Annotated in this window: 16 protein-coding genes; 8 read left to right on the top strand and 8 right to left on the bottom strand. The window is 42.2% G+C overall.

From position 1 onward, the window contains the following. Positions 1-3 precede the first annotated feature (3 nt). Entirely contained in the window at positions 4-1,059 is a 1,056-nt protein-coding gene (locus NLF99_RS17475) for a phytase (RefSeq protein WP_254529805.1), read from the top strand. Between the two features lie 103 nt (positions 1,060-1,162). Here the strand turns inward: NLF99_RS17475 and NLF99_RS17480 are convergent, their stop codons facing one another. The 5 genes from NLF99_RS17480 to NLF99_RS17500 all read right to left on the bottom strand — a co-directional run bounded on the left by NLF99_RS17480 (position 1,163) and on the right by NLF99_RS17500 (position 6,938). Continuing rightward, the gene (locus NLF99_RS17480) at positions 1,163-2,836 is read right to left on the bottom strand and encodes a fimbrillin family protein (protein ID WP_254529807.1); all 1,674 of its coding nucleotides are present in this window, start codon (positions 2,834-2,836) and stop codon (positions 1,163-1,165) included. 28 nt (positions 2,837-2,864) lie between these two features. Further along, positions 2,865-3,083, bottom strand: a complete 219-nt coding sequence (locus tag NLF99_RS17485; protein WP_254529809.1) for a hypothetical protein — start codon at positions 3,081-3,083, stop codon at positions 2,865-2,867. Between the two features lie 405 nt (positions 3,084-3,488). Continuing rightward, a complete protein-coding gene (locus tag NLF99_RS17490) occupies positions 3,489-5,165 on the bottom strand; it encodes a fimbrillin family protein (RefSeq protein WP_254529811.1) in 1,677 nt (558 codons plus the stop codon). A gap of 24 nt (positions 5,166-5,189) precedes the next feature. Beyond that, the gene (locus NLF99_RS17495; protein WP_185218211.1) at positions 5,190-5,420 is read right to left on the bottom strand and encodes a hypothetical protein; all 231 of its coding nucleotides are present in this window, start codon (positions 5,418-5,420) and stop codon (positions 5,190-5,192) included. 252 nt (positions 5,421-5,672) lie between these two features. Beyond that, positions 5,673-6,938 (bottom strand): DUF819 domain-containing protein, encoded by a 1,266-nt coding sequence (locus NLF99_RS17500; protein ID WP_254529813.1) that lies wholly within the window; start codon positions 6,936-6,938, stop codon positions 5,673-5,675. 115 nt (positions 6,939-7,053) lie between these two features. Between NLF99_RS17500 and NLF99_RS17505 the strand changes: the two genes are divergently transcribed. Genes NLF99_RS17505 through NLF99_RS17515 form a run of 3 tightly spaced genes read left to right on the top strand, consistent with a single transcriptional unit; the run spans position 7,054 to position 10,812 of the window. Next, positions 7,054-8,313, top strand: coding sequence for a Gfo/Idh/MocA family protein (locus NLF99_RS17505; protein ID WP_185210482.1), 1,260 nt, complete (start codon positions 7,054-7,056; stop codon positions 8,311-8,313). Positions 8,314-8,333: 20 nt separating this feature from the next. Beyond that, complete coding sequence (locus NLF99_RS17510) at positions 8,334-9,404, top strand: Gfo/Idh/MocA family protein (RefSeq protein ID WP_254529815.1); 1,071 nt, start codon at positions 8,334-8,336, stop codon at positions 9,402-9,404. A 1-nt stretch (position 9,405) separates the two neighbouring features. Continuing rightward, positions 9,406-10,812 (top strand): arylsulfatase, encoded by a 1,407-nt coding sequence (locus tag NLF99_RS17515; RefSeq protein ID WP_254529817.1) that lies wholly within the window; start codon positions 9,406-9,408, stop codon positions 10,810-10,812. Positions 10,813-10,900: 88 nt separating this feature from the next. On the opposite strand, the gene NLF99_RS17520 is transcribed toward NLF99_RS17515, so the two are convergent. After that, entirely contained in the window at positions 10,901-11,524 is a 624-nt protein-coding gene (locus NLF99_RS17520; RefSeq protein WP_185210479.1) for a 7-carboxy-7-deazaguanine synthase QueE, read from the bottom strand. A gap of 486 nt (positions 11,525-12,010) precedes the next feature. On the opposite strand from NLF99_RS17520, the gene thrS reads away from it, so the two are divergent. From thrS to rplT, 4 genes are all read left to right on the top strand, one after another. After that, entirely contained in the window at positions 12,011-13,936 is a 1,926-nt protein-coding gene (thrS, locus tag NLF99_RS17525; protein ID WP_185218208.1) for a threonine--tRNA ligase, read from the top strand. A gap of 12 nt (positions 13,937-13,948) precedes the next feature. After that, positions 13,949-14,512: a translation initiation factor IF-3 gene (infC, locus tag NLF99_RS17530; RefSeq protein ID WP_214648496.1), complete on the top strand. Its 564-nt coding sequence runs from the start codon at positions 13,949-13,951 to the stop codon at positions 14,510-14,512. A 38-nt stretch (positions 14,513-14,550) separates the two neighbouring features. Further along, positions 14,551-14,751 carry a 50S ribosomal protein L35 gene (gene rpmI, locus NLF99_RS17535; RefSeq protein ID WP_185210477.1) on the top strand — a complete coding sequence of 67 codons (201 nt, stop codon included), beginning with the start codon at positions 14,551-14,553 and terminating at the stop codon, positions 14,749-14,751. A 100-nt stretch (positions 14,752-14,851) separates the two neighbouring features. Continuing rightward, entirely contained in the window at positions 14,852-15,196 is a 345-nt protein-coding gene (rplT, locus tag NLF99_RS17540; protein ID WP_093098929.1) for a 50S ribosomal protein L20, read from the top strand. Positions 15,197-15,730: 534 nt separating this feature from the next. On the opposite strand, the gene NLF99_RS17545 is transcribed toward rplT, so the two are convergent. Then, complete coding sequence (locus tag NLF99_RS17545) at positions 15,731-16,834, bottom strand: metallophosphoesterase (protein WP_254529820.1); 1,104 nt, start codon at positions 16,832-16,834, stop codon at positions 15,731-15,733. A gap of 85 nt (positions 16,835-16,919) precedes the next feature. Further along, a complete protein-coding gene (locus tag NLF99_RS17550; RefSeq protein ID WP_254529821.1) occupies positions 16,920-18,680 on the bottom strand; it encodes a RagB/SusD family nutrient uptake outer membrane protein in 1,761 nt (586 codons plus the stop codon). Positions 18,681-18,682: the final 2 nt, after the last annotated feature.

Raw genomic sequence — 18,682 nt, forward strand, 5'->3', positions numbered from 1 at the left:
CAAATGAAGAAACAACTTACAATATTTAGTTTTTCGGCCCTAGTGCTTGTCTCCTGTGGAGATAAGTTGGCCCCTGTTGCCGAAAATGCGCTGAAACCAGCCGTAATTACTGAAGTGGTGCCTAATGATACCGATGATCCCGCTATTTGGGTCAACCCTCAGGATAGCTCCCAGGTAATCGTTATCGGGACAGATAAACATGAAAAAACCGGTGGGCTTTATGCCTATGATATGGACGGAAAGATCATCAATAAGGTCGTTCCTTTGGATCGTCCAAACAATGTCGACATCGCTTATGGCTTTAATTTGGCCGGTAAGAAAGTGGATATAGCTGTAGTTACAGAACGCGGTACAGATAAGATCAGGGTGTTCAGCTTACCGGATCTAAAGCCGATAGATAATGGCGGAATTCCCGTGTTTGAAGGTGAAACAGAAAGGTCACCTATGGGTATCGCGCTATATACGCAAATGGATACTACAGGAAATAAGATCTATGCCATCGTAGGTAGAAAGATCGGACCGACAGGAAAATACCTGTATCAGTATGAACTACAGGATAAGGATGGCGTGGTCGTAGGTAATAAAGTGCGTGAATTCGGAGCCTTCCAGGGAGGAAAGGAAATCGAGGCAATAGCCGTGGATAACGAACTAGGTTATGTCTATTATTCTGATGAAGGTTTCGGAATCCATAAATACTATGCTGATCCGGCTAAGGGCAATGAGGTCCTTGCGGTTTTCGGACAAAAGGATTTCAAAGAGGACCATGAAGGTATTGCCATCTACAAGAGCAGCGACAGTACAGGTTATATTGTAGCCTCCAATCAACAGAACAATTCCTTTAACATCTACCCTCGAGAAGGGGATGCAGGAAATCCTCATCAATATACAAGGATTGCTGAGGTTCCGGTATCAGCTGTGGAGTGTGATGGTGCCGATGCGATATCTATGCCGATCGGAGCTAAATTCCCGAAAGGAATTTTGGTTGCTATGAGTAATGGAATGGTGTTCCATTATTATGACTGGCAGCAGTTCCAAGATCAGATTGATGCAAAAAAATAACATACAACAATTGGATTGATAATAGATAGGCCGCGAAATTTTCGCGGCCTTTTCTCAACACTAACTATTGACCTATACTTAAAACTACCTATAACTTTCTTTATTATTTACGGACACATCTTACATTGGCGCCTCTTCCGTCCCTGATCTGTTCTAAATCTAGTACCATTGTCGTAAACACGGCACTCTGCCTGTAATACATGGTCATGTACGTTAAAGTGTCTGAAGTCCTATAATATCCTATATCCCCATATTTTGGAAAGAAAGGTACTATATTTCCAGCCTCATAATTGAAGTCTTTCAATGTTCTGTTCATTGCCCTATATCCAGCCGCAACAAAGGGTAGGTGTCTGTCTGGATATCTCGGTGGACCCAATGATGAAACATTTGTCCAGGCCATATACCAGCCTTTGTCTCCAGGTTGGTTGTAGCGGACCCTGTTGGTCGTGTAATTTATTATGGTATGGTACTCAGAGGTTTTAGGAAGGCGCCAAGTTCCTTTCGGGTACACTTGGTCACATGGATCCCAGATCGTCGGACCAGTTTGTGGAAGTGGTCTTGGGGGTCTGGTATCAAAGTAATCCCTTTCTATGAAATTCATCATACCTCCAGATTTGTTGTTTACAAAACCGTTGTCATACCAAAACCTGTATTGATTCTTCAAGGAGTTTGCAACAAAGGTGAGGTTTCCACGTGCCCAACTTGCGCCACCATAATTTATTCCCGATTCGATCAGCCGTATTTTTAGCACATAGCGTTTGCCCATTTCAGGTGTAAAAGTAGGTACGCTAAATGGGACATTGTCAAACGTTCGATCAACAAAATAATCTACATTGGGCGCTTCTGAATTTACAGATTGACTTGTGATTATGGTATTCTTTATGTTACCCGCTAAACTCATGTTTCCACCACTGGGAACAGTTAGGAAATCCATGTATTTCACCCAGCCTAAGGGAATGCTGTCGGCTATGGCGTCGGTCCACTGGCTTGCATTAAAAGCTACAGGCGTGGTGCTCGTGAAATTTCCGTTAATAATTGAAAATACGCCATTATTAAGACCAGTATTTCCACCACTTTGAGGGAATTCAATACTGGTACTCTTGATCTTGGAAAAGGTACCCCTAGCGTCCAGCTCAATTCTGAGTAAACTCATTTTCCGCTGGAAGGTTATCTGAATTCTATTTTCGGCTTCAGGGTCATCAGAAGTTCGGATCAGCCCTGTCGCGTATAAAAATTCCGACCCCTGGCCCAATGCTGTAGAATTAATGGTCAGATTTGGATTTGCAGGGTCAAATGTCGCTAGATCATTGCCATTATTGTAGGAATAGGCAAACCAACGGTAGTTTTTGTTCCTATAGGCGTCGATCACGATTTCAGAAGTTGCCGAAGCCTGTGCCTGGCCAAAATACGTAGTTGCCTCACCGGCATCATTGGCATCATACAGCACGATCAGGTATTTTGTGCTGCTGGGTAGCGGGTTTGCTATGGCTATCGAACGGGATTTCGGTTCAAAGGCTTTCGATTCGGCTAGCATATAGTCATAATCTACACCATTTGCAGAAGTCAGCTCTTTTTTAAAGATCAAGGGTTCAGCACTGTTCTGTTTTGAACTGTGCTTTGCAAGGATTTCCTTTGTGTCTATGGTTTCTCCAATGCCTTGTACACTGAATGTTAATCCTTCCTTGCCCCCAATTGTAGGCTCAGGTCTCTTGCATTGGCAAAAGAGGATTAGAAAAGAAAATGAGATGAAGACAATTGGGTCAATTCTGTGCTTCATTGTTTTTTTAATTTGGGTCTATTTGCTTTTAGAAGTCTACATTAAAGGTTTTGCCGTCGGAATCTTCCCATTCATCAACTTTTGGCGTATTTTCGTTTTCCCCTCCAATCCTTATCCTGGTTGATGTAATAGCAACATCAAAATCTAATTTAACAACATAGATTTCAATTGTTGGAAGGCTATATTCTTGTTTGAGATGTTCATTGTTTTTAAAAAAAGTTTTCCTTCTTGTTTTTTTATTAGGCATAAAATCATGCTTTTTAGTTTATGAATATTTCAATCCGATCAATCTTAAACTGGTTGGTCTATAATTATTTAATATTATCAATGGTTTATAATCGTTTGTTTCAAAATTATATAATTCAAAACAATATTTCGTAAAAAATTTATTAAAAGTATAAAAATGTTACTAAAGGCCTGTTTTTTGAAATTTTCTTTCGTCATATGTTTTATTAAGTCTGTAGTCGAAAATTATTCAAAACAAAAAAGGCGCAATGAAAATCATTACGCCTACAAGAAAAAATATTATATGTAGTTATATTTTTGCCTAATTATTTATTTTCTTATACATCGCACATTTGCCTCTCTTCCGTCCAAAAATTGAGTAACAGCTAGGTTAATATTGTTGTTTTTTTTGCTAAGCAAATGGGGGTTATCTCCTCACGCAGCGAACATTTGCTCCAATGCCTTCATGAGTAGTAAACACCCTCATGCCAAAGTCTATGCCTGCAAATCCGCCATAGTCAAAATTGAAAAACTGGGTCGTGTCCGAGGTCTTAAAGAATCCTTCATCAGCTGAAAGCGTTCCAAAACCCCGATAATTAAATCTCCTTAATTCTCTTGTCTTTCTGTCCCTGAAGCCAGCGGCAACTAAATTAAAATTATTGTTTTTGTACCTTGGAGTGCCCACCCCTGGTCGGTTTCTCCAAGACGCATACCATCCGCCATTATTTTCTTGGTCAACCCGATTTCTGTTAATCGACTCTGCCAATTCGCCGAGTCTAGTGAATTCTGCTGCTGTTGGAAGCCGCCAAGTGTTTTCTGGATATACTAAAGCACATGGGTCCCAATTTCTGGGTTCGGCTTGTGGTTCCCCTATGGGTGGTCTGGTGTCAAAATAATCGCGTTCTATAAAGTTTATCATTCCGCCATTGACATTTTTTATAAAGTTGTTGTCGTACCAAAATCTATATTTGTTTTTTGGTGAATTGGCTACATAGGTCAAATTTCCCCTAGCCCAATTGGTTCCACCCACTAAAAGTGTGCTCTCCTTTAATCTTAATTTTATGGTATATCGCTTGCCTGCAACAGGTGTGAAAGCTGGGAAATTTAATGGAATGCCCGCTGTAGGTATTCCGTAATCTCGGTCTGCAAAGGTGATTGCGGTAGGGTTATTTGGTGTAATGGTTTGGCTTGTAAGGGTCAAACTTTTTAGGATAGCCTGAAAATTCATAGGTTCACCGTTCGGAACAGTTAGCAACTGTTGATATTTGACCCATCCGGTTGGAATGGTATCGGCTATATGATCAAGCCATGTTGGTCTACTAAATGGCTCCTCAGCGTTTGTCTCTTTAAATACCCCATTTCTAAGGGAGAATTTCCCGTTTTTAAAACCATTAGAGGATGCTGGGAAATCCACCCTCAAATTTTTGATGGAAGAGAATGCGCCTCTAGCATCGATTTCAAAACGTATCGCACTGACCATTCTTTTAAAAGTAATGGAAGCTACATTTGGAGCGTTCGGATCATTGCTCGTTGTGATTACGCCCGTGGCGTAAAGAAAGTCGCTTCCGTCTTCAGCTGCTGCGGAGTTGACATCTAATATAGGAGATTCAACTGTTGGTTGGCGGAGGTAAGTAGAGGAGTTATAGGAATAGGCAAACCATCTGTATTGCCTATTGCGATATGCGGGAAATGGGATAGTTGGTCCATTGCCAGTGCTGGTGGAGAGAAGGTGAAACGACACAGCGTTGCCATTGCCGTCGGCTTCAAAGAGCATGATGATGTACCAGTTAAATTCACCAAATGGTTTGCTGCTTACAGCTTTTGTCAATGCTATATTCTTTTCAGCGCTTTCTTCGATCATTAAATCGATGTCCATGCCTTCTATGTTGTGTAGCTCTCGATGGATAGGGAATTTATTGAGGTTTTCGGTATCCCTTTCTCTATTGGAGCCCATTAATTCTGCGCTACTATCTTCTTCGATTCCTACCACTCGAAATACAATCCCTTTTTCGGATGGTAAATCTATATCACGTGGCTTGCAACAATTTAACATGACAATGCAAAATAAACTGCTCAGAATAAATAGGGGGGCTGTAATTTTCATCTTTTTAGGGTTTAGTTGGTTTTTCTAAAAGTCAAAATCTTTAATAGTTTCTCCTTCGTCCTCCCAGTCTTCAACTTCTGGGACATTGCCTGGGCCTCCCATTCTGACATGGGTAGAAGTGGCCATAAGACTGAAATCTAATTGTAGGGGCTGAATGGAAATTTTCGGGCGTAAGTAAGGTTTTTTGTCTTTTTTCCTTACAGAGGCATTCAAATCTTCAGCGCCCAAGCAGTGTGGTTCCTGTGGGGTCTTCATGATTTTTTGGTTCTTAATAACAGGTTGGCTGTTTATCTATAATCGTTATTTTTTAATTAATTGGTTCTTAATTAATTAATATTAGCAAAAATAAATAAAAATATTAATACTAAAGTAAAAATTAGTGTTTTAAGTATAAACTTTAAGTTAAGTGTTTAATCAATTCAGAGGGAGAGTGGAAAATGTGTGTCGGCAAGCAAAAAAAACAGCGCTATTTGACTTAGCGCTGTTTCTCGAAATGATAGGTTTTTTTTATACGCCTGAAGCGATTTTCATCAGCAATGCCGTTAACCATCCTGCATAGGTTCCGATTGCATAACTGAATACTGATAAGATTACTCCAACAGAAATTAAAGAGGGATGAAAGGCAGCAGACATCACGGATGCGGAGGCAACACCACCTACATTCGCCATACTTCCCACAGAAAAGTAAAAGAATGGCACCTTAAAGATCTTTCCAACAATGATCAACAATATAGCATGGAAACTGATCCAGATAAAGCCGACTACAAATAAACCAGGGTTGCCCAAAATGGCCATGATGTTCATCTGCATTCCGATTGTGGTGATCAGTACGTATAACAGAACGGTTCCGATTTTGGATGCTCCGGCAAATTCCAGTTTTTTTGCTGGAGTGAAAGATAGGGATATCCCAATGGCAGTAGCAAAGAAGATCAACCAGAAGAAAGTATTGGTCAGGGAGAACTTCTCCGTCTCCGGATAATGGGTTGCCATAAAGTTAGCAACAGGTTCTGCCAATAAGGTTGCCAGTCCCGTTCCGCCGAAGGCTAACGCAATCATGATCATAAAATCTTTCGTCTCCGGAATGCGGCTGTTAACTTTTACGCGTTCATCCATTTTTGCCTTTAGGTGCTCCACGTCCTGGGAATCGGCCTTGAAGAATTTGTCCACGGCCTTGTATTTGCTTGCACCATATAATAGAATGGCCATCCAGATATAGGCTACAAAAACATCCACGGCGATGATGGAAGAGAAGAGGTTAGGAGAAGGTTGAAGGATCTCCTTTAAGGCCACTTGGTTTGCAGATCCACCAATCCATGAACCTGCCAATGCACCTAATCCACGCCAGACCTCATCGGGCCCTGTGCCCCCAACGACTTCTGGTGCGACCAAGGAAGTCAGGTAAACAGCCAATGGGCCGCCCAATAGGATACCTATTGTACCTGTTATGAACATCAATCCTGCTCTCTTGCGCAATGCCCACATCTCCTTGAGGTCTAGATTGTTCACAAATAAGATCAAACAGGCCGGAAGAAAATAACGGCTCCCGATCGTCGTCAATGGCGAATTTTCACCATCGATGATATTAAACGAATTCAATAGCCCCGGTAAGAAATAACAGAGCAACAATGGCGGGATGACATTATAAAATCCCTTGATGTATCTGTTGGATAGACTGGAGGTGTAAAAAACCAAACCTAAGATCGTCATCAATAATCCAAAGACCACCGTAGTGTTCTCTATCAATGGTCCGGCTTCTGTATCGGTTATTTGCATAAAATTGTAATAATTGTTATTTTGCTGTGAAAATAGATAATTTTTCAATTATTTATTGAAATAATCAACATATCAAAAACATTAGATCAATCTGAATCATTCAAAAAAAGACCGAATGGACCGAAGAAATTTTATTAAAAACGGTGGTATTATCCTTGGTGCCACTTCATTAGACTTTTCAAATACCAACCTTGATTTCAAGAAAAAAATAAAAGTAGGATTAGTCGGCTGTGGAGGTCGTGGAACAGGAGCCGCCTTTCAGGCCTTATCTGCTGATCCAGATGTCGAAATTGTGGCATTGGCCGATATTTTTCCGGAACAATTGGAAACAGCGCTGGCTTCCCTGCAAGAAGCGCACAAAGATCGCGTCAATGTTCCTGAAAAAAGGAAATATGTAGGTTTTGATGCCTATAAAAACTTAATAGCCTCCGACGTTGACGTCGTGTTGTTGGCCAGCCCTCCGAGCTTTAGACCGGATCATTTGACCGAAGCGGTTAAACATGGTAAACATATCTTCTGTGAAAAGCCTATGGCGGTAGATGTGCCCGGTGTACATAAAGTGCGTGAAGCGGTAAAAGTAGCCAAAGAGAAAAAGTTGAACCTTGTTTCTGGCTATTGCTTTAGGTATTCAACTCCTAACCGTGAATTGGCAAAATTAGTCCATGATGGCAGTATAGGTGATATCTATGCCATCAGTACCTTCAGGTTGGGCGGTGAATTGACCGAAAAACCTAGGCAGCCAAATTGGACCGACCTAAAATATCAATTGTACAATTGGTTTTACTACCAACGCTATTCGGGTGATATCATCGTTGAACAGACCGTGCACAGCATAGATTTCATGAACTGGATCTTAAACCGCGGATTGCCTAAAACCGTTTCAGGAACAGGAGGTAGACAGAGCCGTCCTTGGGACAAGTATGGCAATGTCTTCGACCATTTTGCCATTGAGTTTGATTATGGAGATGGCTTGAAAGGGTTCCATTTCGGCAGACAGCAAAATGGTACCCAACCACGAAACTCCGTAGAAGCAATCGGGACCAAAGGCAATTTTAATGTAAGCCTTTTGAGTTCCTATGCAATCAATGGATCAAATCCGTGGAAATTTAACGGTAAGATGAACAATATGTACCAGACGCAACATGATGAGCTTTTTGCGGCCATCAAGAATAAGCAAGTGATCAATGATGGTGATTTTATGGCGGATTCTACCTTAATGGCTATCTGGGCGCGCGAAGCTGCTTATACTGGTAGCATTATTTCGTTGGATGAAATCTTGAATTCAACCAAAACCTATGGTCCGAGTTCAGATGGATATAATTGGGAAATGGAAATAGATACTGCAAGAATCCCTAGACCGGGATTGGCGACATAATTATTGGTGAAAGGGAAATATTGGAAAAGATAAAGATTTTAGTGGTTGGCTGTGGTAATATGGGAGCATCCCATGCGCAGGCCTATCATGAGATGGAAGAATTTGAAATTGTAGGACTGGTCTCGCGTGGAGACAGTAAAAAGAAATTGAATGAGAAATTAGCTGCGCAATACCCCTTGTATGACAGCTATGAGCAGGCCCTAGAAGAATCGAAACCGGATGCGGTCTGCATCTCTACCTATCCGGATACCCATGAAGACTATGCCATCAAGGCATTTCAGGCAGGAGCACATGTCTTCATTGAAAAACCCCTTGCGGATACGGTTTTAGGGGCCCAGAAAGTAATCGATGCGGCCAATGCTGCCGATAAAAAACTGGTGGTGGGTTATATTTTAAGGCATCATCCTTCCTGGATTAAATTTATTGAGGTTGCCAAGACCATGGGGTATCCTTTGGTCATGCGCATGAACCTGAACCAGCAAAGCCAAGGCTATATGTGGGATGTGCACCGTAATTTGATGAAAAGCCTGAGCCCAATTGTTGACTGTGGGGTGCATTATATCGATGTGATGTGCCAAATGACCAATGCCAATCCGGTCACTGTATCGGCCATCGGTGCAAGGCTAACGGATGATATACCGACAGATAATTACAATTATGGCCAGCTGCAGATCCGTTTTGATGATGGCAGTGTAGGCTGGTATGAGGCAGGTTGGGGCCCTATGATCAGTGATACGGCGTTCTTTGTAAAAGACGTGATCGGGCCGAAGGGCTGCGTATCCATCGTGGCCAAAGAAGCTGGAAAAGCTGGAAATTCAGACTCTGTCGAGTCACATACCAAAACAGAATCCTTAAAGGTCCATTATGCTGATATCAATGCGCAGAATGAATTTTTGAAAAAAGATGAATGGCTAGACCTAACCGATGAGCCTGACCATCAGGAACTCTGCAACAGGGAACAACGCTTTTTCCTGAAAGCCATAAAGGAAAACTTAAATTTGGAAAAATCAATGCAGGATGCCATCAATAGCCTCCAAATCGCTATTGCATGTGATGAATCTGTAAAGACTGGTGAAATCGTAAAACTCTAAAATGCGCAAATACTCTCTTTTGTTCGGGTTGCTGTTTCTCAACCTGATGCTGTTAGCTCAATCCAAGAAACCTAATATTGTATTGATTCTCGCTGATGACCTCGGCTATGGAGACTTAAGTATCTATGGACAAGAAAAATTCAGCACCCCAAATATCGATGCCTTAGCTAAAAAAGGCATGCTCTTCACGGACTTCTACGCCGGGGCTCCTGTATGTGCCCCTTCACGTTCTGCCTTGATGACCGGGCAGCATACGGGTCATACGCATATCCGTGGGAATAAAGAAATAGTTCCTGAAGGTCAGGAACCTTTAGCTCAGCAAGTTGAAACCTTTGCCATGGCCCTGAAAGATGCTGGGTATAGAACCGGTGCATTCGGAAAATGGGGCTTGGGGATGGTTGGAACGACAGGTGATCCCCTGGAAAAAGGGTTTGATGAATTCTATGGCTATAACTGCCAAAGACAATCCCACCGTTATTATCCAACTCATCTGTGGGATAATGAGGAGCGTATTGACCTGAAGGGCAATGAGAACTTAATGAAAACCACGACCTACGCTCCAGACCTGATCCATCAGAAATCATTGACTTTTATCCATAATTACAAGGATGGACCTATATTCCTGTTTATCCCAACGGTATTGCCCCATGCTGAATTGATCGTTCCGGAAGATGAAATCTTTCAGGAGTTTGACGGGAAGTTTGAGGAAAAACCATTCAAAGGTAGCCCTTATGGACCTAATGCGAGTTCAGGTTATACCAGCCAAGCTAAGCCTAGAGCGACCTTTGCAGCTATGGTTACCCGTATGGACAGGCAGGTAGCAGATGTAGTTTCTGCCTTGGAAGAAGAAGGAATGCTTGAAAATACCATTATCATCATTACGAGCGACAATGGCTCGCATAGGGAAGGCGGAGCAGATCCTGATTTCTTTAAGAGTTCGGGTCCATTCCGTGGTAATAAACGTGATGTTTATGAAGGTGGGGTAAGAACGCCTTTTATTGTGCATTGGCCAGCTCAGGTAAAAGCGAATAGCAAATCTAACCATATAGGCGCTTTCTGGGATGTAGCACCAACATTATTGGAAATTGCCCAAGCGAAACCGATGAAACAAACCGATGGTATCAGTTTCTTGCCAACCCTGTTGGGTAAAAAAGGGCAAAAGGAACATGAATATCTATATTGGGAATTCCATGAACAAGGCGGGAAGCAAGGCTTAAGGTTAGGTGACTATAAGGCTATCCGCTTGAATGCTAAAGGTAATCCGGATGCTGAAATAGCAATTTACCATTTACCGACCGATGTTGCCGAGCAAAACAATATCGCTGCCAAGCATCCTGAACTGGTGAAAAAAGCCAAGAAGATCATGGCTGAAGCTAGAACGGAAAGTGATATTTTCCCCTTTCAATAAAAAAGATTGGCTACAAAAAGGGAAGGGCTGCAAATCAAAATTTGCAGCCCTTCCCTTTTTATATCTAATGGGCAAAATGTATTCGCCATTAAGGGATGTTCAGATATTTGTGTGTCTGCAAGGAGATTTCCCACCTTGGATTGTCCTTAACATAGTCAATGATCAAAGGAGTCATCTCTGCAGCCTTGGACCATTCCGGTTGTAAGTAGAGTTTGCAGGTCGAGCTAACAAACTTCGCGTGTTCTTCGGCCCATTGGAAATCACTTTTATTGAAGACGATGACTTTCAGTTCACCTGCTGCACTCAACACATCTTCTCTCGGTCCCTTGAATTTTTTTGGAGAAAGGCAGATCCAGTCCCAATATCCCGTCAAAGGATAAGCTCCGGAGGTTTCCAAGAAAATCTTGATGCCTGCTTCCTTAAGCTTTTGGGTCAGGTAGGTCAAGTTGTACAATAAAGGTTCGCCACCGGTAATCACCACGGTTTTTGCCGGATGTTGCAAAGCATGCTCCACGATGACGTCTGCAGAAGTCAAGGGGTGCATTTCAGCATCCCAGCTCTCCTTGACGTCACACCAATGACAGCCTACATCACAACCTCCCAAACGAATAAAATATGCTGCTTTTCCGGTATGGTATCCTTCCCCCTGTATCGTGTAGAATTCTTCCATCAAGGGAAGAAATGTGCCGTCCTCTGGAACTTGATTTGACATGTTACTGAATTTGAGCTGCAAAAGTAGGAAAAAAATCAAGATAAATGGAATTTCAATCCCTTGTAAGTCCTTCAAGCCTGTCGGCTGAAGGTCAAAAAATAGACCTTCAAATTTTTAAAATCGAAAATTTCATTCGGGATTCCTTTTAGTCTTGTTCGAGGCATATTCGTAATTTTCGAAATATGTCCCGAATAAGGGTAAGGTGAGTCCCAGCTGTATTGCTTCCTTTTATTTTTGCTGAAGTTTTTTTCTTCAAGCTGGGATTTGTAACGAGGCCAGAAATAGAAGTCCATGTTTCTTGAAATATAAGCAAAAACTTTTCTGAAATGACTGAAAATAAACTTTTTTCCCCTAGAGTTCATTTCGAAAAGACTAAAAATTTTCGTATTTTTGCATTGCATTAATTAAGGCGGCCTTTATAAACCAATGTAATTGTACATATTGGAAAGGTTGCAATTTTAGACAAACAATAAATCATAGTTGTAAATGATTAACATTACACTACCTGATGGATCTGTCCGTCAGTATGAACAGGGTACAACTGCTATGCAGGTTGCCCAATCGATTTCCGAAGGATTAGCTAGAAATGTATTAGCTGCAGAGGTAAATGGTGAGGTTTGGGATTCTTCAAGACCTATTGAAGGAGACGCTTCGGTGAAATTATTGACCTGGAATGATGATAAAGGTAAATCTACCTTTTGGCATTCATCCGCTCACTTATTGGCAGAAGCACTAGAAGCCCTTTATCCAGGGATTAAATTTGGTATCGGTCCAAACATCGAAACCGGTTTCTATTACGATGTTGACTTCGGTGACCGTGAATTCTCCTCGGATGACTTCAAGCAGATTGAGGACAAGATGTTGGAATTGGCTAAGCAAAAAGAGGTTTTTGAGCGTAAAGCTGTATCAAAAGCGGATGCATTGGCTTATTTCGAGGAAAAAGGTGATGAGTACAAGTTGGACTTGATCAAGGACTTGGAAGATGGAAAGATCACTTTTTATACACAAGGAAATTTCACTGACCTGTGTCGTGGACCACATATCCCGAATACAGGTTTTATCAAAGCGATAAAATTGACCAATGTGGCAGGTGCTTATTGGCGAGGTGATGAATCTCGTAAGCAGTTGACCCGTATTTATGGGGTTACTTTCCCTAAGGCTTCGGAATTGACCGAATATTTGAAGTTTATCGAAGAAGCCAAGAAACGTGATCACCGTAAGTTAGGTAAGGAATTGGAACTGTTTGCCTTCTCGGAGAAAGTGGGGATGGGATTGCCATTGTGGTTGCCGAAAGGAACTGCATTGAGACAAAAACTTCAGGACTTTTTACAGAAAGCGCAGATCAAGGCTGGTTATGAGCCTGTGATTACCCCGCATATCGGTCATAAACAATTGTATATCACTTCTGGTCACTACGAGAAGTATGGTGCGGATTCATTCCAACCGATCAATACACCGGTAGATGGCGAAGAGTTCTTGCTAAAACCGATGAACTGTCCGCATCACTGTGAGATCTACAAAACAAAACCTCGCTCTTACAAAGAGCTTCCGGTTCGTTTTGCAGAATTTGGAACGGTTTATCGTTATGAGCAGTCGGGTGAGTTGCATGGTTTGACCCGTGTTAGAGGGTTTACTCAGGATGATGCGCACTTGTTCTGTCGTCCAGATCAGGTGAAAGAGGAGTTCAAGAAAGTGATTGACTTGGTGCTGTATGTATTTGGGGCATTAGGTTTCAATGAGTTTACTGCTCAGATTTCATTGCGCGATCCAGAGAACAAGACCAAATATATCGGTTCGGACGAGAACTGGGCATTGGCTGAGGCAGCGATCATCGAATCGGCTACCGAAAAAGGCTTGCCTACCGTAGTGGAGTATGGTGAAGCAGCTTTCTATGGTCCTAAATTGGACTTCATGGTGAAAGATGCCTTGGGCAGGAAGTGGCAATTGGGTACCATTCAGGTTGACTACAACCTTCCGGAGCGTTTTGAGCTGGAATATACGGGTAGTGATAACATGAAACATCGTCCGGTTATGATCCACCGCGCACCATTCGGATCCTTGGAACGTTTTGTTGCAGTTCTGATCGAGCACTGCGGGGGTCAATTCCCGTTATGGCTTGCTCCTGAGCAGTTTATCATCCTGCCAGTGTCAGAAAAATATGAAGAATATGCGCAAAAACTTTTGGAATCCCTAAATAATTCCGATATTCGCGGTCTGATTGACTTGCGTGACGAGAAAGTTGGACGCAAGATCCGTGATGCCGAAGTGAAAAAGATGCCTTACATGTTGATTGTAGGGGAGAAGGAGATGGAAAGCGGAACAATCTCAGTTCGTAAACATGGTGGGGTGGACTTAGGGTCGATCACAGCAGAGGAATTTAAAGATTTATTAATAAAAGAAATAACTGTTTAATTAAAGGAACATTTGGCAAAAAGTAACAATTTCGGCCCGAGAGGCCCGATAAGAAAAAAAGAACCAGAACATCGTATCAATGAGCACATCCGTGTTCCAGAAGTACGTTTGGTTGGTGACAATGTAGAGCAAGGGGTATTTCCGACACGTCAGGCATTAGCATTAGCTGATGAGTTAGAATTGGATTTAGTTGAAATCTCTCCAAACGCTACGCCTCCTGTTTGCAAAATTATTGATTACAGTAAATTCGTTTACGAACAGAAAAAAAAGCAAAAGGAAATCAAAGCGAATGCGAAGCAGACGGTGATTAAGGAAATCCGTTTTGGACCTAACACCAGCGAGCATGACTTCGAGTTTAAGTTGAAGCACGCAATGCGATTCCTGGAAAGTGGCGAGAAAGTTCGTGCTTACGTACATTTCAAAGGCCGTGCAATTGTGTTCAAGGAACAAGGTGAAATCTTGTTGTTGCGCTTTGCCCAAGCCCTAGAAGATTATGGTAAAGTGGAACTGTTGCCTAAGTTGGAAGGTAAGCGCATGTTCTTGACATTGGCGCCCAAAACCAGCCCAAAGAAATAAGACGTATCTAACAGATTGATAAAAATTATATAAGTATTATGCCAAAAGTTAAAACCAATTCCAGCGCGAAGAAACGTTTCAAATTGACTGGAACAGGTAAAATAGCAAGAAAAAACGCTTTCAAAAGCCACATCTTGACTAAGAAAACTACTAAACAAAAACGTAACTTAACTACTACTAGTTATGTGAGTGATGCTGATACAGGCAACGTAAAACGTATGCTAGCTATCGGTAAATAAGTTTAGAAAACATTTTATAACAATATTTTTTTAACCGGGTATAGGGTCGTAAGATTGCTGAAAAACGCAACGCCTTTTACCAAATTAAATTTTAAAAATTATGCCACGTTCGGTTAACGCAGTTGCTTCTAGAAGAAGAAGAAAAAGAATCCTTAAATTAGCTAAAGGCTATTATGGATCCCGTAGCAAAGTATATACTATTGCTAAAAATACAGTAGAAAAAGGTTTACAGTACGCTTACCGCGACCGTAAAACCAAAAAACGCGAGTTTAGAGCTTTATGGATTCAACGTATCAACGCTGGAGCACGTCAACACGGAATTTCTTATTCTCAGTTGATCGGTAAATTAAACGCTAAAAACATCGGCTTGAACCGTAAGGTATTAGCTGACTTAGCTTTAAACAATCCAGATGCTTTCAAAGCAGTTGTAGACGCAGTAAAATAAGTTTAAACCGCATCTTTTTGTTAGATATAAATAAAGCCATTCCGAAAGGGATGGCTTTTTTTGCTGAAGGAAATTAGGGATTTTTGTACGGGTGTATCGCATCCGGCTGACGGATGCAGGTACAGATTATGGGATTCTTTGTACTTCCTGTTTGACGTCAAAATTCCTTCCTCCAACCAATAAAAAAATGGTTTCCTCATCTTACGATTTTGGAATGACTGGCATCCCTAAAAAAACAAAAAATAGATTCTTCGCTTTGCTCTGAATCCCTTTTTAGCTCATTTTTGGTTCCGTACGCTAATTATATTTTAGATCCTGTCATCCATTATCGAGGATAATTGAACTGCTCGCCATATAAACCATTTATATGTTCTAAATATGCAGCAGGCTTATGCAATAAGCCCCTACGGAAATGGGGTCAATTTTTGCCAGGAAATAATCTTCAAATCATAATCTTGGTCCAGCCGTTGGATGAGCCTGTCGAGAACCACATCCTTGCCCAAATTCTAATGTCTGTTGTCTATTGTCTAATGTCTATCGTCTGTTTTCCCCCAATACAATCTCAAACTCATCATAATCTGCTTTTCTCCAGGCCATATCTTGGGTGCTGCTTGACAATGCAAACCATGGGGAAAAGGTTTTTACTTTTATGGTTTTACCATCTGGCAAAAACTCCAAAATCCTTATCCAGCCATCTCCACCACTTCCATAGGTTCCACCACCCAAGGCTTGGGCGTTAAAGGTCATTTGATTTACATCTTTACCTGCAGCGTTCTTGTCGATACGGAAGCCTACATGTTTCCTGGGGTCGTTTGGAGAGCCTATATGGCCGGAAATAACCATTTCGATATTCTTGGATGGTTTTACCAGTTTTTCAAATACAGCAGTCCCGTAATTGGCGTCCTGCAGATCATACTTGGCGGTCTTGATGTGATCGTTTTGGTAATTTAGGTAGGCATGGGTCAACAAGACTACGCTATGGTCTCGGTATTTGTCTTGGTTGACGACCTTGTTTGCCCATTTCAATACAGTATCTCGAGGAGCGAACTCGATGGAAAGGAATAGAAACGGCTTGCCATGAGGTGATTTCCATTGATAGGCCGCATTTTCTAAGCTTGGGTTCCCATAAATGTTCTCCGTAACTTCCCTTAGGATCTTTTGGTTTTCGCTGTTTTTGTCCGGATAGAAATAATTTGGGAAATGCGTGGTCTTGGGTTTATGGGTATAGCTGAAGATGTTGTAGTCATGGTTCCCGGTTGCGGTAATGTAGGGGATTTTGCCATCCAGTTTTTCGAAGGCTTTTGCGGCTGCTTCCCATTGCTGTTTACCGGTCTGGTCCATTTTCTTGGGATCTGGATTGATGATGTCATCGTGCTCTACCAGGTCTCCCGTGCACATGACCATCTGAATGTTGAGGTTGTCCTCGTTTTCCACGATCCAATTCATCATGACATCCAAAATAGGTTGGTTCCGCTGAAACTTCACGTAGTTCTGGATGTCAGGTAAGAGGACCATGGTCCAGGAGCTGGAATCGGATAGATGAGGCTTTTCAAAGGCTTTTTTTTCTTGTGCTATGGCGTAAGAAGTGACTGTGACCAATAGGACACAGAAGCATATGATTTTTTTGATTGCGTTCATTTTTTTAGGATTGCTGAGAAAAACAAACGTGACCTGGGCCGGTCACGTTTGAGAAATAAAAGTATTTGTATGAATTGTAAACGTATTAATAACCTGGGTTCTGGGTCAGGTTTTTATTGGCATCCATCTCTTGCGCAGAGATTGGCCAATACTCATCTTTGTTTTCCTTGAAGACTACAGCCTGAGTGCCGAAGACTTTACTTGCTACACTGTGGTTGTACACTGGGTTTGCATTCTCATCGATACGGGTCAATACGTTTTTATCCCAAGCATTAGCCAATCGGTTTAGATAGATATGGCCGTTCATGACTTGGTTTGCAATTCCCCAGCGACGAAGGTCGTGCCAGCGCAAACCATCATTGGCCAACTCTACCTTTCTTTCATAGCGTAGGGCTTGGCGCAATTGCGCCTGAGAAAGTCCTGTAGGAAGGTTTGGCATATGCGCGCGTTTACGGATCTGGTTGATGGCATCATACACTGTACCGTCGATGCTGTTATCTTCAATCTTCGCTTCTGCATAGATCAACAGGAGTTCTGCATATCTCAACACACCAACATTTAAGTCCGAGAATCCGGAAACCGAAGTCGTCGGGAAGTCCACTAGATCGGTATGTTTACGCCATAGATATCCGCTAAAGGAACGGTATGCATTGGTGGCATCAGCATTGGTCTGCGAACTAGGTTTGGTAGAGGTACCGTTGATTACAGGCCAATAGTTGTTCACTTTGGAGAATGAGGCATTTGGCTCGAATTGGAATCCCATAAACCTGGAATTCGGACGAACAGTGTAAAGGTCCAAACGAGGGTCTCTGTTTTCAAAAGGTTTCTCCGGGTTGTAACTGGTCGATTCCGTGATGTACTTGCCATCTAGATCCTGGAAAGAGTCGATGAAGTTTTGGGTCGGTCCCCAATAACATACGCCTTTCCCAAGTCTGGAAGCTAGATAATAACCTTGATTATGTACGTTGTCGCTGATATTGCGGTTGTATTCAGCCACCCAAATCCATTCTTTGCTGCTTTCGTATCCTTTGTGGCCAAATATATTGGCAACTTCTGGTTCGCCTTCCTTGTGGGACTTGTTGGCAAAGTCGATGGAATTGTCGAACTCCGTCAAGGCATGGATCCCATTGGATAGGGTGATAGCTTTTTGTGATGCTTCGCTAGCGAGCTTGTATTGTTTTGCATAGAGGGCAACTCTGGCTTTTAGGGTATAGGCAGCAATGCTGGATGCCCTAGAAAACTTTGTTCCGGCCTGTGATTGGGGTAGGTTGTCTGCAATGGCAGTCAGTTCATCCAAGATGAATTTTTCTACCTCAGCTTTTTTGGTTCTACCCGGTAGTTCATCGCCCAGTTTCAATGCGTTTTTCAATAAGGGAACATCGCCATACAATTCGATCAGTTGGGAATAGGAATAGGCACGGATAAATCTCAACTCTGCATCGATCTTTTTGTAATCAGCTTCAGACATGCTGGTTTTGATGTCTGCCAATTTATCCAGGACATCATGTACCCTTCCGATGGTTTTGTAATGGGCAGCCCAAGGTTTGGTTGCCAAGGCATTGTCAGTCGTGATAGAACTGGTAATCGGTGATGTATAGTTGTTTCCCGGTCTAGCATAGCCAATATCGGTGATGTTGTCCATAACGTGCCAGATAGGGGTGCTGGAAGCATCTAGAAGGGTTAAACCTTTGTATGCTCCTAAGAGTCCCATTTCAGCTTCTTTTTGGCTGGCTGGGAAGGTTTCAGACGATGGGCCGTCCAATGGTAATCGGTCTAGGTCGCAAGAGCTCATGAGAGCTGCGCATAATAAACTGATTCCTATGATAGATTTTGTCTTCTTGATCATTG

Origin of the sequence: Sphingobacterium sp. LZ11T8 (genome assembly GCF_024261425.1) — a bacterium.
In the GTDB taxonomy this organism is placed as follows: domain Bacteria; phylum Bacteroidota; class Bacteroidia; order Sphingobacteriales; family Sphingobacteriaceae; genus Sphingobacterium.